Below are 13,884 nucleotides of genomic sequence, written 5' to 3' on the forward strand. Positions count from 1 at the left end.
AATCAATCCAATAGAGAAAGGGTGACCGGCGTCAGGTGATTGTCTTCGACCCGCACCAGCAGTTCGCCTTCACCGAGCCGCGCGGTCAGGCGCTGGCCAGTTTGGGTCTGCCCGGCGCTGCGGATCGCCTGGTCGCGCTCGTCCAGCAAAATACTGTAGCCCCGGCCGAGGGTCGCCAGGGGGCTGACAATGTGCAGCGTCTGCATCTGGTTGTGCAGCTGCACGCGTCGGGCTTTGAGCCCTTCACGCATCGCACGGGGCAAGCGCGAGGCGAGGCTGTCCAGGCGCTGGCGCAGCAGTGCCAGTTGCCGCCCCGGATGTTGCCCGGCCAAGCGGGTTTCCAGGCGGATCAGGCGTTCGCGGCGGGTATTGAGGCTGCGCTCGAAGGCCCGGCGCATGCGCATGTCCAGGTCGTCGAGACGCTGGGCTTGCTGGCGCAGGCGCTCACCGGGGTGGCGCAGGCGGCGGGTGAGGCCTTCGAGGCGCAGTTGATCGCGCATCAGGCGGTCGCGCATGCGCATCACCAACCGCCGGTGCAGGCTTTCGACCCGGCGCACCAGGTCGCCGGCATCGGGGGCCAGCAGTTCGGCAGCGGCGGACGGGGTCGGGGCGCGCACGTCAGCGACGAAATCGCTGATGGACACATCGGTTTCATGGCCGACGGCGCTGACGATCGGCGTGACGCAAGCATCCACGGCCCGGGCCACGGCTTCTTCGTTGAAGCACCACAAGTCTTCCAGCGAACCGCCACCCCGGGCCAGGATCAGCGCATCGAACCCCCGGGCATCCGCCAGTTTCAGCGCGCGGACGATTTGCGCAGTGGCTTCGCGGCCCTGTACGGCGGTGGGGATCAGCGTCAGGGAAATCTGCGGCGCACGGCGGCGGAAGACGCTGATGATGTCGCGGATCACCGCGCCGGTGGGCGAACTGATGATGCCGATGCGTTGCGGATGGGCCGGCAGCGGCACCTTGCGTTCGGCGCTGAACAGACCTTCGGCGCTGAGCTTTTCCTTCAGCGCATCGAAGGCCAGGCGCAGGGCGCCATCGCCCGCCGGTTCCACGGTGTCGAGAATCAGCTGATAGTCGCCGCGGCCCTCGAACAGTGAGACCTTGCCGCGTACTTTCACCGCCAGCCCGTCTTTGAGGGCCTGACGCACCCGCGCGGCATTTTGCCGGAACAGTGCGCAGCGCACCTGGGCGCCGCTGTCCTTGAGGGTGAAATACACATGGCCAGAAGCGGGCCGGGCAAGGTTGGAGATTTCGCCCTCGACCCAGATGTTGCTGAACACGTCTTCAAGCAACACCCGCGCACGGCCGTTGAGCTGGCTGACAGTCAGGACCTCGCGGTCCAGGCCCAGTCGGGCAAAGGGATCTTTAATCATGGGCCGCATGATAAGGGTATTCGCTGCTCAATCTCCACGCTCACCGCAAAACCTTCCGGGAATTGGCGCGGTACAATGCACCATTGCCCATAGGTTCAAGGTGGGCGCGGGCTTGCTCGTCGCCACCGGTAGATTCACCGCAGGATGTCCCATGAATTCGCAAAGCATCATCGTCCCGAAAATTTCCTCCTTGCCGGTCCACGAGCCTCGGGCCCGGGCGGTTGTGCGCTGGCTGGTCCGCAAGAATATCGTCGAAGAACAACTGACCACCTGCGGGCGTACCGGCAATCGCATGGCCCACGCCATCGCCCCCGGCGCCCGCGAGGTGGTCATGCACCCTGAAGCCTTGCCGTTTGGCGAGCCGGTCAATGGCTTGGAAATCATCACCAAGCGCTGCATCTATACCCCGGCCAAAGGCTTTCTCGAGGAAGCGGGCTGCGCCGAATGCCGCAAGGAGATCGGCGAGGCGCTGTTCGAAAGCCTGGAGGAGTGGATGCCTGCCCGCACCGATAACTTCACTTGTCCCGAGTGTGGGCATGAAGATGACATCAACGGGTTCCTGTTCCTGCAGCCGTGTGGCTTCTCCAACCTGGGGTTCATCTTCAATAACTGGCTGGAGGCGGGGTTCAAGCAGGACTTTATCGACGAGTTCGCCGACTGGCTGGATCAGCCGGTGAGTTGGGTGAAGGTGGAGTTGTAAGGGCGCGCTGGAGATTGCTTTTGTGGCGAGGGGATTTATCCCCGCTGGGGCGCGATGCGGCCCTAAACCCAGGCTATGCGGTACATTAGGCATATTGAGTCGACTGCTTTGGGACTGCTGCGCAATCCAGCGGGGATAAATCCCCTCGCCACAGGGTCTGGCGTGCAACAAGGAGTGTTGTGTTTTAGCCCATCGATCAGCCAGGCAATAATAGACAGAGTTTTACATTGAGCCAGAGGGGGTCCATGAGTATAATGGCGCGCTTCCATTTTCCCGCTCGGGAGCCCCCGCGATGCTGCGTATCAGCCAAGAAGCTCTGACCTTCGACGACATTCTCTTAGTGCCTGGTTATTCCGAGGTACTGCCTAACGAAGTCAGTCTCAAAACCCGTCTTACCCGTGGCATCGAGCTGAATATTCCGCTGGTTTCCGCCGCCATGGACACCGTGACCGAAGCCCGTCTGGCTATTGCCATGGCCCAGGAAGGCGGTATCGGTATCATCCACAAGAACATGACCATCGAACAGCAGGCCGCCGAAGTGCGCAAGGTCAAGCGGTTCGAGGCTGGCGTGGTCAAGGATCCGATCACCATCGAGGCTGACGCCACGGTCCGTGATCTGTTCGAACTGACCCGCATGCACAACATCTCCGGCGTTCCGGTGCTGCACGATGGCGACCTGGTCGGCATCGTCACCTCCCGCGACGTGCGTTTCGAGAACCGTCTGGACGCCACCGTTCGCCAGGTGATGACGCCTAAAGAGCGTCTGGTCACGGTCAAGGAAGGCATCGGCAAGGACGAAGTTCGCGAGTTGCTGCACAAACACCGCATCGAACGCGTGCTGATCGTCGACGACAAGTTTGCCCTCAAGGGCATGATGACCGTCAATGACATCGAAAAAGCCAAGGCTTATCCGCTGGCCAGCAAGGACGACCAGGGTCGTCTGCGCGTAGGCGCTGCGGTCGGCACCGGCAAGGACACCGGCGATCGCGTCGCGGCCCTGGTCAATGCCGGCGTCGACGTGGTGGTGGTCGACACCGCCCACGGTCACTCCAAAGGCGTGATCGACCGCGTTCGCTGGGTCAAGCAGAACTTCCCTGACGTGCAGGTGATCGGCGGCAACATCGCCACCGGCGCTGCCGCCAAGGCCCTGGCCGAAGCTGGCGCCGATGCAGTCAAGGTCGGTATCGGCCCTGGCTCGATCTGCACCACCCGCATTGTTGCCGGTGTCGGCGTGCCGCAAATCAGCGCCATCGCCAACGTCGCCGCTGCCCTTGAAGGCACTGGCGTACCGTTGATCGCCGACGGCGGCATCCGGTTCTCCGGTGACCTGTCCAAGGCCATCGTCGCCGGGGCCTCCTGCGTGATGATGGGTTCGATGTTCGCCGGTACTGAAGAAGCGCCAGGCGAGATCGAACTGTTCCAGGGCCGCAGCTACAAGGCGTATCGCGGCATGGGCTCGCTGGGCGCCATGTCCCAGGCCCAGGGCTCCTCCGACCGTTACTTCCAGGACTCCTCCGCAGGCGCCGAGAAGCTGGTGCCTGAAGGCATCGAAGGTCGCGTGCCGTACAAAGGCACCCTGAGCGCCATCATCCATCAACTGATGGGCGGCCTGCGTTCTTCCATGGGCTACACCGGCAGCGCCAACATCGACGAGATGCGCACCAAGCCGGAGTTCGTCCGCATCACCGGCGCCGGCATGGCCGAGTCCCATGTCCACGACGTGCAGATCACCAAGGAAGCGCCGAACTACCGAGTAGGTTAAGGCCTTCAGTAAAACGTTAATCACCGGGGCTGTTCATTCAGCCCCGAGTTGTTTCTGATTCACTACATGAGAATGAGTCATGGCCCTCGACATTCACGCTCACCGCATCCTGATCCTCGACTTCGGTTCCCAGTACACCCAGCTGATCGCCCGCCGCGTGCGTGAAATCGGTGTGTACTGCGAATTGCATCCGTTCGACATGGATGACGAAGCGATTCGCGAATTCGCGCCTAAAGGCGTCATCCTCGCCGGCGGCCCCGAGTCTGTGCACGAAGCCGACAGCCCGCGTTGCCCGCAAGCGGTGTTCGACCTCGGCGTGCCGGTCTTCGGTATCTGCTACGGCATGCAGACCATGGCCGAGCAGCTGGGCGGCAAGGTAGAAGGCTCCGACCTGCGTGAGTTCGGTTATGCTCGCGTCGACGTGGTTGGCAAGAGCCGCCTGTTGGACGGCATCGAAGACCACATCGACGCCGACGGCCTGTTCGGCCTCGACGTGTGGATGAGCCACGGTGACAAGGTCACCAAGATGCCGGAAGACTTCCACATCCTGGCCAGCACTCCGAGCTGCCCGATTGCCGGCATGTTCAACGATGATCGCCGTTACTACGGCGTACAGTTCCACCCGGAAGTGACCCACACCAAGCAGGGCGGCCGCATCCTGTCGCGCTTCATCCTCGACATCTGCGAATGCGAGGCCCTGTGGACTCCGTCGAAGATCGCTGAAGACGCCATCGCCCAGGTTCGCGCCCAGGTCGGCACCGATAACGTACTGCTCGGCCTGTCCGGCGGCGTGGACTCCTCGGTGGTTGCCGCGTTGCTGCACAAGGCCATCGGCGATCAACTGACCTGCGTCTTCGTCGACAACGGCCTGCTGCGCCTGCACGAAGGTGAGCAAGTGATGGCCATGTTCGCCGAGAACATGGGCGTCAAGGTGATCCGCGCCAACGCCGAAGAGCAGTTCCTGAACAACCTGGCCGGCGAGTCCGACCCGGAGAAGAAGCGCAAGATCATCGGCCGCACCTTCATCGACGTATTCGATGCCGAATCCTGCAAGCTGGACAACATCAAGTACCTGGCTCAAGGCACCATTTACCCCGACGTGATCGAGTCGGCCGGCGCCAAGAGCGGCAAGGCCCACGTGATCAAGTCCCACCACAACGTCGGTGGCCTGCCGGAAGAAATGAACCTCAAGCTGGTCGAGCCGCTGCGCGAACTGTTCAAGGACGAGGTACGTCGCCTTGGCCTGGAACTGGGCCTGCCGTACGACATGGTCTACCGCCACCCATTCCCGGGCCCAGGCCTGGGCGTGCGGATCCTCGGTGAAGTGAAGAAGGAATACGCCGACCTGCTGCGTCGCGCCGACCACATCTTCATCGAAGAACTGCGCAAGGCCGACTGGTACCACAAGGTCAGCCAGGCGTTCGTGGTGTTCCAGCCGGTGAAATCGGTCGGCGTGGTCGGCGATGGCCGTCGCTACGCCTGGGTCGTCGCCCTGCGCGCTGTGGAAACCATCGACTTCATGACCGCTCGCTGGGCGCATCTGCCGTACGAGCTGCTGGAAACCGTTTCCGGACGCATCATCAATGAAATCGAAGGCATCTCTCGCGTGACTTATGACGTGTCGAGCAAGCCGCCGGCGACGATTGAGTGGGAGTGAAATCAGGTCCTTTGGGGTCAACCGCAGGCCATCGAAAAGCCGCTGTAATGTATTGATTAAAAAGGTACGTCACGAAAGCTGAGGACGGACGTTCTTCGCGCTCGGTCTATAACAAGGCCGAGTACGCCGAGCAGCGGCGCCACATGCTGAGCGATGACGATGGGCCGGAAGATGCCGCCGAGGAGAGGGTGGCCTCCACACTGGCCGTATGACCTCGCAGTATGGCCCCGGCGTGCGCCGGGGCTCTTCCCGAACCGGACGCGGCAGTTCTGCCGCGTCCGGTCTCAATGGCCAACCGCAAACGCCTCGTCGCCACAGTCAAAGCTCTGTTCTCAAACTGTCAAAGGCGTCCTGCAGGAACTCGGCCACCGGCTTTCGCTGGCCGGTCTGATCCCGCCACGCCTGAAGCGCGAGTCTCATCGCACCGACGGACACCACAGCCACCATCCGAAGGGCCAGCCGCCGCTCAGGCTGCCGCCAGACCTCACACAGCGTATTGAACAGCGCTTGCTCCTGTTCCGCGTAGTACGCCTGCTTGCGTGCAAGAAGCGATTCGCTCGAACGCATGAGATTGTCCACGGCTGTCATCTGCTCGGTCGTATAGCGCGCGATGTGCTTGACCATCACATCGCGAACAGCATCGAGTGGCGGTACGTCGGGCGATGTCTTCAGCAGGTCGGCAATCAGTCTGGCCGAATCGGCGTCCTGCCAGAACAAGATGATGTCGTCCTTCGATTTGAAGTACGAGAAAAACGTGCGGCGCGAAATGCCAGCCGCTGCCGCGATGGTGTCCAGCGTTGTGCCTTCGTAACCGTTGGCGAGGAACAAGCGTTGGCCGGCCTCGGCGATGCGCTGACGTGTTTCGCGGCGCTTGCGTTCCCGCAAGCCTTCTGTGGGGGCTGCACCTGCGGGAGGGAGGGTTTCTGACATTTTCGATGGCCTGTTGCATTTATGCACTAAGTGCATTAAGTTTTAGCACTAAGTGCATATTTATGTGCACCTAGTGTACGTTCCCACTCCTCGGCAGGCAAGGATCATGACTCACTGGACAGCTTCCGATATCCCTTCCCAACGCGGCCGTACGGCGGTCGTCACCGGTACTGGCGGCCTTGGGTTCCAGGACGCGCTGGCGCTGGCCCGTGCCGGTGCGAATGTCATCATCGCAGGCCGAAATCGGTCGAAAGGGGCAGCAGCAGTCAATCAGATTCGCCAAAGTGTTCCTGGCGCGAATGTGACTTTCGAGGCTCTGGATCTCGCCAGCCTCGAATCCATCGAGGCGTTCGGCGAGAGCCTGCGGAGTTCGCGCGACAGCCTGGACTTGCTGATCAACAACGCGGCAGTGATGGCGCCGCCGAAGCGTCAGGTGACTTGCGACGGATTCGAGTTGCAGTTCGGCACGAACCACTTGGGGCACTTCGCCTTGACCGCCCAACTGCTGCCGCTGTTGCGCAAGGGTAACAAGCCACGCGTGGTCAGTCTTTCAAGCGTCGCCGCCCGAAGCGGCACGATCAACTTTGATGATCTGCAAGCTCAGCGCAGCTACAAGCCGATGCCGGTTTACAGTCAATCGAAACTCGCTTGCCTGATGTTCGCCCTTGAATTGCAACGCCGCAGCGATGCTGCGGGCTGGGGCATCCAGAGCGTCGCTGCCCATCCTGGCATCTCGCGCACCGATCTGCTGCCCAATGGCGCCGGTGCATGGAGCGTTCCGGGTATGGCTCGTCGGTACATGTGGTTCCTGTTCCAGCCGGCAGCGCAGGGGGCGTTGCCGACCCTCTTCGCCGCGACTTCAACGCAGGCTCAAGGCGGTGTCTATTACGGCCCGGACAGGCTCAGCGAAACACGCGGCTATCCGGCCGTTGCCAAGATACCTCCGCAAGCACTGGATACGGGCGTTGCTGCGAGGCTGTGGATTGAGTCGGAAGGGCTTACGGAAGCGGTCTTTCGGTAAACCAACCGCGCCTTTTTGAGACGTTGCTGTGTGCGGCTGCTTGAACGAAGGAGAGGTTGTCATTTGACAACTGTGCGGTTCATGCGAATACTGGAGATCACGGATGATTCGTCCAACGCACCCGAAGAAAGAGATCGAAGACGCGCTCAGGCATGCCGAAGGGCGGGGGTGGCGCATAGAAGTTGGCGGCGGTCACGCCTGGAGACGGGTTTATTGCCCGTACAACGACGTGGAGTGCCGTTGTGGCGAGTTCTGCATCACTTCGATATGGAGCACGCCGAAGAATCCTGGCAACCATGCGCGAGCGTTGCGACGCGTCGTGGACAATTGCTCGACGCATCGCAATCGGCGCGATGCGGATTACGCTGCTAAGGAATAGAACAATGGAATTTACCTTTACCTTGAAATATCAGCTTGCTGACGATGGTTGCACCCCGGATGAACTGGTCGAGCGGCTGGGTGAAGCGGGCTGCGACGATGCCTTGGTAGGCATCGGGCAGCCGGGGCGGCTGGCGCTTGAGTTCACTCGCGATGCGCCTGATGCGGTTGAGGCCGTGCTTAGTGCGCTGGGCGACGTTCGCCGCGCCGTGCCATCGGCCAGACTGATCGAGGTTGCGCCTGATTTAGTCGGGCTGACCGACGTAGCCGAGATCGTCGGTGTATCTCGGCAAAACATGCGCAAGCTGATGTTGGCTCATCCGGGCAGCTTCCCGACGCCCGTGCATGAGGGGAGTGCGTCTATCTGGCACTTGGCGGACGTTCTGACCTGGCTGCAGGCCAAGGGCAGCTATTCGCTGACCAAGAACGTGTTGGCCGTGGCCCAGGTGGCCTTGCAGGTCAACGTTGCGAAAGAAGGCCGACGGTTACCGGGCATGGCTTCCAAAGAGTTGGAAGCTTTGGTTGGGTGACATGCTTGTGGCGTCGCTGAACGGGGATTGCACACGACTTCAGCGCCGCGCCACATCCGAAAAATAGAACTTATCCAGGGTATGCCGCGATTCGGTGTACTCGAACTGTCGGCCGTCCTGGAGAAAGGTCTGGTTGCTGACCACGATGACGTGGCTCTGGCCGTCGAGGTCCAGGTGTTGCTGGTCGTCCTTACCGCAGCGGACCGCTTCGATGGTGCGCTGGGCATAGGCGATTTGTAGCTGCAGGGTCTGTTCGATGAAGGCGTAGATCGACTGCACAGCTATGTCGCGGGTCAGGCCGGGGATCACGTCGCTGACGAAATGGTTGATGTCCAGGATCACCCGTTTGCCATCGATTCGCCGGACCCGCTTGATGCGTGTGATCGGGCTGCCGGCGGGGGCCTTGATGTGCTCGAGCAGGGCGCCTTCTAACGGCAGTTGAGTGAACTCGACCACATCGGTGCTGACATCGTCGCCCAGGCGTGGGTACGTCTCCTGGAAACTGACGATTCCGCCGAGCTGAAATTCGATGGGAGAGGTCGACAGCACAAAGGTGCCTTTGCCATGGATCTTCTGCGCAAAACCACGTTCCTGAAGCTGTTCGATGGCCTTGCGCACGGTGCCGCGACTGGCCTGGTAGCTGTCCATCAGTTCGGTTTCCGAAGGCAAGCGGGCGCCACGCTCCAGGCGTTCGGTGGTAATGCTGGTCAGCAGATCGTTGTAGATCTGGTTGTATTTACTCATGGAGAGGGCTCTGTACCGCGCTGTTCACCGGGGCGGAACCTTAAGGGGCAAGTGGGGGAGTTGTCCATTCGGCTGTCGTTATTTGATGGCAGGAGCGTAGGACGTTTCCTGTTTTATCAGGAGGTATCATAAACAATTTCAAAACTCGTCTGTACGAGTTGTTGATTTAACTCGTACAGACGAGTACTTTCCCTTCCACGTGCTGTCGACTCTCAATAACAAGAATGACGCGGAAGAAAAAAGCATGAGCCACGACTACCCCAAAATCGCCAGTGAGCTGCTGCAAAGCCTCGGTGGCGTCGACAATATCGAGCAGGCCGCCCATTGCGTGACGCGCCTGCGCCTGTCCCTCAAGGACGCCGCGCGGGTGGACAGCGCCGCGCTGAACCAGGTTGACCTGGTCAAGGGCTCGTTTTTTACCGGCGGGCTGTTCCAGGTGGTCATCGGGCCGGGCGAAGTGGAGAAGGTCTACGCTGCCCTGCGGGAACTGACTGGCCTTGCGGCCGCGACCATTGCCGACGTCAAGCGCCAGGGCGCGCAGAAGGGCAACGGCATGCAGCGCCTGGTACGTGTGCTTTCCGACGTGTTCATGCCGATCCTGCCCGCACTGGTGATCGCCGGTCTGTTGATGGGCGTCAACAACCTGCTGGGCGCCAAGGGCATGTTCATTGCCGACCAGACGTTGCTCGACGCGTATCCGAACCTGGACGGTGTCTGGAGCCTGATCAACCTGATGGCCAACACGTCCTTCGTCTTTCTTCCGGCACTGGTGGGATGGTCGGCGGCCAAGCGTTTTGGCGGCAGTGAAATCCTCGGCATCGTGCTGGGCCTGATGCTGGTCCACCCGGACCTGCTCAACGCCTGGAACTACGGCAAGGCCGTGGCGGGACTGGAAGGCCAGAGCCTGCCCTATTTCGACATCTTCGGCTGGTTCCAGATCGAAAAAGTCGGCTATCAGGGGCAGATCCTGCCGATCCTGCTGGCGGCCTATGTCATGAGCGTGATCGAGAAGTGGTTGCGTGCCAGGGTGCCCAACGCTATCCAGCTGCTGGTGATTCCCATCACCACCATCGTGGTCACCGGGGTGCTGGCCCTCGCTATCATCGGGCCGGTCACCCGGCACCTCGGGATCCTGATCACCGAAGGCATGGTGGCGTTGTTCGACCTGGCGCCAGTGATTGGCGGCGCGATTTTCGGCCTGCTCTATGCGCCGCTGGTGGTCACCGGCATGCACCACATGTTCCTGGCGGTGGACCTTCAGTTGATCTCGACCCAGGGCGGGACCTTTATCTGGCCGATGATCGTCATGTCCAACCTGGCCCAGGGTAGCGCGGCGCTGGCGGTGTTCTACATGACCCGCAATGTCCGGGACAAGAGCATGGCGTCCACCTCGGCGATTTCCGCTTACTTCGGCATCACGGAACCGGCGATGTTCGGGGTCAACCTGCGTTACAAGTTCCCCTTTTACTGCGCCTTGGCCGGCTCGGCCCTGGGCTGCATTTTCCTCTCGTTGAACAAGATCAAGGCTTCGGCCATTGGCGTAGGAGGCTTGCCGGGTTTCATTTCAATCGTTCCCGACGCCATACCGATGTTCGTGATCGGCATGGTCATCGCCATGAGCGTGCCCTTTGCCCTGACCTGTGCATTGAGTATGAAGATCGTCCGGCCGGGATATCGGGTCGCCTGACACTTGTGAGATCCGGGCTGGCCCGCGATGAGGCCCCCGGATCAGTAGCAAACAGACTGAAGGAATCTCGCCATGCAAGACTGGCAACGCTCAGTGATCTACCAGATTTATCCGAAGAGTTTCTACAGCCATGGCGGCCAGGCCACCGGTGATTTGCTGGGCGTCGTGGACAAGCTCGATTACCTGCACTGGCTAGGTGTGGATTACCTGTGGCTCACCCCTTTCCTGCGTTCCCCACAACGGGACAATGGCTACGATATCAGCGATTACTACGCCATTGACCCCAGCTACGGCACCATGGCCGATTGCGAGTTGTTGATCGCCGAAGCCCACAGGCGCGGCATCAAGCTGATGCTCGATATCGTGGTCAACCACACTTCCATCGAGCATCCCTGGTTCCAGGCCGCCCGCAGCAGCCTCGACAACCCATACCGTGATTTCTATATCTGGCGCGACCAGCCCAACAGCTGGGAGTCAAAATTCGGTGGTTCTGCCTGGGAGTACGAAGCGCAGACCGGGCAGTATTACTTGCACCTGTTCGACCACACCCAGGCCGATCTGAATTGGGACAACCCTCGGGTGCGCGCCGAAGTGTTCAAGATGATGCGCTTCTGGCGGGACAAGGGCGTGGGTGGTTTCCGTCTCGATGTGATCAACCTGATCTCCAAGCCGGCCGACTTTCCTGACGATCACACCGATGGCCGACGTTTCTATACCGATGGCCCGAACGTACACCGCTATCTGCAGGACATGCACCGGGAAGTCTTCGAAGGTTTCGACCTGATCAACGTCGGCGAGATGTCGTCCACCAACCTTGAGCACTGCATTCGTTACTCGTGCCCGGACTCACGGGAGTTGTCGATGACCTTCAACTTCCATCATTTGAAAGTGGATTACCCGAACCTGCAAAAGTGGGTGCGGGCCGACTTCGACTTTCTTGAACTCAAGCGCATCCTTTCCGACTGGCAGATCGGCATGCAGGCCGGTGGCGGCTGGAACGCACTGTTCTGGTGTAACCACGATCAGCCGCGGGTGGTATCGCGTTTCGGCCATGACGGAGAGTATCGGGTGGTCTCGGCGAAGATGCTCGCCACCGCGCTGCACTTTCTCCAGGGCACCCCCTTCGTGTACCAGGGCGAGGAATTGGGGATGACCAATCCGGGTTTCGATCACATTGATCAATACCGCGATGTGGAAACCCTGAACATCTACCGCCTCAAGCGTAACGCCGGTGTGCCTGAAGCCGAAGCCATGGCGCCGATCATGCAAAAGTCCCGCGACAACGGGCGCACGCCGATGCAATGGACTGCCGGGCCGAACGCGGGCTTCAGCCGTGCCGAACCCTGGATCGACGTACCCGACAATGCGGCCTTCATCAACGTCGAGCAGCAACTGCAAGACTCGACCTCGGTGCTGCATTACTACCGTCGCTTGATTGCCCTGCGCCGCAGCGAAGCGCTGATCCAGGACGGGGTCTATCGCCTGCTAGTGCCCGAGCATCCCCATGTTTGGGCGTACCTGCGCGAAGGGCAAGGCGAGCGCCTGCTGGTCGTCAGCCACTTTTATGGTGGCGACTGCGAAGTCCAGTTGCCCGAAGGGATTCTCTCCGGAGGCACGAAGCAACGATGGGTGATCGGTAACTACGACCGCCAACACCGTGAGCGACGATTGTTCCTACGCCCCTACGAGTCGTTTGTGTTGCACCTGAGCGACTGAATAAACGTCATTTCTGACGAAGCATTGCTTGATAGCGACCACGTTGCGCTCGACGCACCGTGTGCCCTTTGTCGCCCATTTGTTGGCAGGCGAAGGCAGATTGAAGTGCATCAAAAAACAATAAAAAAGAAAGGGCGGCATATGAAAACAACAATAAATCGTGGACTAGCAGTGTCTTGTATCTGCCTGACATTGCCATTCCCGGCCCAGGCTCTGGAGTTTTCCGGCTACCTGCGCAGTGGCGTCGGCAGCGCCACCAATGGCCGCTCCCAATCCTGTTTCCAGTTGCCCGGGGCGCAAAGCAAATACCGATTGGGCAACGAGTGCGAACAATATGGCGAACTGGAGCTGCGCCAGGATCTTTTCACCCTCGACGATGGCTCGGTGCTGAGCGTGGATGGCATGGCGTCGCTGTATAACCGTTACGACCGCACGCCGACTTTCCAGGGCGAAAACGGCGCGGCTCGGATGCCGCAGATGTATGCCCAGTGGTCGAACATGCCCAGCCTGAACGGAGGCTCGCTCTGGGCCGGTCGGCGTTACTACAAACGTAACGACATCCATATTTCCGATTTCTACTACTGGAACCAGAGCGCCACCGGGGCCGGAATCGAGGACGTGTTGATCGGCGGGCTGAAATACAGCTACGCCTTTTCGCGCAAGGACAACCTGTACCAGAAAGATCCGGTCAACCGGCATGATTTCAACGTCGGCGGCTTCGATACCAACCCCGGTGGCGAGCTGGAGTTCGGCGTGAGCTTCATCGACCAAGCGAATCGTCGCGACGCTCATCGCGGTTGGGCCTTGACCGCCCAGCATGTGCAGCAGGGCTTCCTTGGCGGCAAGAATAAACTGGCTTTGCAATATGGCGAAGGGCCCGGCACCGGGCTGGGTTATACCGGCGACACCGGGCTGGACGACAGCAACAAGAGCTATCGTCTGGTGGAGTTTTTCGATTGGCAGGTCACGCCGCGTTTCGGCGGGCAGGTGCAGGCGGTGTACCAGAAGGATATCCGCCCCGAGGGGGCTGACCAGGACTGGTTGTCGTTGGGGGTTCGCCCGGCCTACGCCATCACTGATCAGTTCAAGCTGGTGGCCGAACTGGGTCATGATCAAGTGCAGGCCAGTGATGGAACGCGCAAGCTGAGCAAATTCACCTTTGCCCCTACTTGGTCGCCCAAGGGCCCGGAATTCTGGGCTCGCCCGGAAGTACGACTGTATTACACCTACGCCAGTTGGAACGCGGCGGCCCAGCGCGCAGCCAATGAATTGGCGGCCGGTTCGGCGCTGTCCGACACCGGTGCATTTGGCGGCACGCGGCATGGTTCCAACGTGGGCGTGCAGGTCGAGTACTGGTGGAAATGACCCGTGTGGCGC

12 protein-coding genes are annotated in these 13,884 nt (G+C 60.7%); 9 read left to right on the forward strand and 3 right to left on the reverse strand.

The window, feature by feature from the left end; translation table 11 throughout:
- Positions 1-2 precede the first annotated feature (2 nt).
- The gene (gene xseA, locus BMY45_RS24625; protein WP_092402623.1) at positions 3-1,382 is read right to left on the reverse strand and encodes an exodeoxyribonuclease VII large subunit; all 1,380 of its coding nucleotides are present in this window, start codon (positions 1,380-1,382) and stop codon (positions 3-5) included.
- Positions 1,383-1,533: 151 nt separating this feature from the next.
- Here xseA and BMY45_RS24630 point away from each other — a divergent pair, with 151 nt between their 5' ends.
- From BMY45_RS24630 to guaA, 3 genes are all read left to right on the forward strand, one after another.
- On the forward strand, positions 1,534-2,082 hold the full coding sequence (locus BMY45_RS24630; RefSeq protein WP_092402625.1) for a sugar ABC transporter ATPase: 549 nt from the start codon (positions 1,534-1,536) through the stop codon (positions 2,080-2,082).
- Between the two features lie 292 nt (positions 2,083-2,374).
- The gene (gene guaB / locus BMY45_RS24635; RefSeq protein WP_092402627.1) at positions 2,375-3,844 is read left to right on the forward strand and encodes an IMP dehydrogenase; all 1,470 of its coding nucleotides are present in this window, start codon (positions 2,375-2,377) and stop codon (positions 3,842-3,844) included.
- 79 nt (positions 3,845-3,923) lie between these two features.
- The gene (guaA, locus tag BMY45_RS24640) at positions 3,924-5,501 is read left to right on the forward strand and encodes a glutamine-hydrolyzing GMP synthase (RefSeq protein ID WP_047227488.1); all 1,578 of its coding nucleotides are present in this window, start codon (positions 3,924-3,926) and stop codon (positions 5,499-5,501) included.
- A 318-nt stretch (positions 5,502-5,819) separates the two neighbouring features.
- On the opposite strand, the gene BMY45_RS24645 is transcribed toward guaA, so the two are convergent.
- Positions 5,820-6,431: a TetR/AcrR family transcriptional regulator gene (locus BMY45_RS24645; protein WP_092402629.1), complete on the reverse strand. Its 612-nt coding sequence runs from the start codon at positions 6,429-6,431 to the stop codon at positions 5,820-5,822.
- A 106-nt stretch (positions 6,432-6,537) separates the two neighbouring features.
- Here BMY45_RS24645 and BMY45_RS24650 point away from each other — a divergent pair, with 106 nt between their 5' ends.
- From BMY45_RS24650 to BMY45_RS24660, 3 genes are all read left to right on the forward strand, one after another.
- Positions 6,538-7,452: an SDR family oxidoreductase gene (locus tag BMY45_RS24650; protein WP_092402631.1), complete on the forward strand. Its 915-nt coding sequence runs from the start codon at positions 6,538-6,540 to the stop codon at positions 7,450-7,452.
- Positions 7,453-7,555: 103 nt separating this feature from the next.
- Positions 7,556-7,831, forward strand: a complete 276-nt coding sequence (locus BMY45_RS28485; RefSeq protein WP_092402633.1) for a hypothetical protein — start codon at positions 7,556-7,558, stop codon at positions 7,829-7,831.
- 4 nt (positions 7,832-7,835) lie between these two features.
- Positions 7,836-8,360 (forward strand): helix-turn-helix transcriptional regulator, encoded by a 525-nt coding sequence (locus tag BMY45_RS24660; RefSeq protein ID WP_092402635.1) that lies wholly within the window; start codon positions 7,836-7,838, stop codon positions 8,358-8,360.
- Positions 8,361-8,399: 39 nt separating this feature from the next.
- Here the strand turns inward: BMY45_RS24660 and treR are convergent, their stop codons facing one another.
- Positions 8,400-9,104 carry a trehalose operon repressor gene (treR, locus tag BMY45_RS24665; RefSeq protein ID WP_092402637.1) on the reverse strand — a complete coding sequence of 235 codons (705 nt, stop codon included), beginning with the start codon at positions 9,102-9,104 and terminating at the stop codon, positions 8,400-8,402.
- Between the two features lie 244 nt (positions 9,105-9,348).
- Between treR and treP the strand changes: the two genes are divergently transcribed.
- The 3 genes from treP (at position 9,349) to BMY45_RS24680 (ending at position 13,872) form a co-directional block, all read left to right on the forward strand.
- Complete coding sequence (gene treP, locus BMY45_RS24670; RefSeq protein WP_092402639.1) at positions 9,349-10,791, forward strand: PTS system trehalose-specific EIIBC component; 1,443 nt, start codon at positions 9,349-9,351, stop codon at positions 10,789-10,791.
- A gap of 72 nt (positions 10,792-10,863) precedes the next feature.
- Positions 10,864-12,507, forward strand: a complete 1,644-nt coding sequence (gene treC, locus BMY45_RS24675) for an alpha,alpha-phosphotrehalase (RefSeq protein WP_092402641.1) — start codon at positions 10,864-10,866, stop codon at positions 12,505-12,507.
- Positions 12,508-12,648: 141 nt separating this feature from the next.
- Positions 12,649-13,872 (forward strand): maltoporin, encoded by a 1,224-nt coding sequence (locus BMY45_RS24680; protein WP_092402643.1) that lies wholly within the window; start codon positions 12,649-12,651, stop codon positions 13,870-13,872.
- Positions 13,873-13,884 lie beyond the last annotated feature (12 nt).

This window comes from Pseudomonas sp. NFACC39-1 (assembly GCF_900110355.1).
GTDB lineage: Bacteria > Pseudomonadota > Gammaproteobacteria > Pseudomonadales > Pseudomonadaceae > Aquipseudomonas > Aquipseudomonas tehranensis.

Coding starts and splice junctions, on each gene's coding strand:
- xseA (WP_092402623.1), bottom strand. CDS start 1,382: ATGATTAAAGATCCCTTTGCCCGACTGGGCCTGGACCGCGAGGTCCTG.
- BMY45_RS24630 (WP_092402625.1), top strand. CDS start 1,534: ATGAATTCGCAAAGCATCATCGTCCCGAAAATTTCCTCCTTGCCGGTC.
- guaB (WP_092402627.1), top strand. CDS start 2,375: ATGCTGCGTATCAGCCAAGAAGCTCTGACCTTCGACGACATTCTCTTA.
- guaA (WP_047227488.1), top strand. CDS start 3,924: ATGGCCCTCGACATTCACGCTCACCGCATCCTGATCCTCGACTTCGGT.
- BMY45_RS24645 (WP_092402629.1), bottom strand. CDS start 6,431: ATGTCAGAAACCCTCCCTCCCGCAGGTGCAGCCCCCACAGAAGGCTTG.
- BMY45_RS24650 (WP_092402631.1), top strand. CDS start 6,538: ATGACTCACTGGACAGCTTCCGATATCCCTTCCCAACGCGGCCGTACG.
- BMY45_RS28485 (WP_092402633.1), top strand. CDS start 7,556: ATGATTCGTCCAACGCACCCGAAGAAAGAGATCGAAGACGCGCTCAGG.
- BMY45_RS24660 (WP_092402635.1), top strand. CDS start 7,836: ATGGAATTTACCTTTACCTTGAAATATCAGCTTGCTGACGATGGTTGC.
- treR (WP_092402637.1), bottom strand. CDS start 9,104: ATGAGTAAATACAACCAGATCTACAACGATCTGCTGACCAGCATTACC.
- treP (WP_092402639.1), top strand. CDS start 9,349: ATGAGCCACGACTACCCCAAAATCGCCAGTGAGCTGCTGCAAAGCCTC.
- treC (WP_092402641.1), top strand. CDS start 10,864: ATGCAAGACTGGCAACGCTCAGTGATCTACCAGATTTATCCGAAGAGT.
- BMY45_RS24680 (WP_092402643.1), top strand. CDS start 12,649: ATGAAAACAACAATAAATCGTGGACTAGCAGTGTCTTGTATCTGCCTG.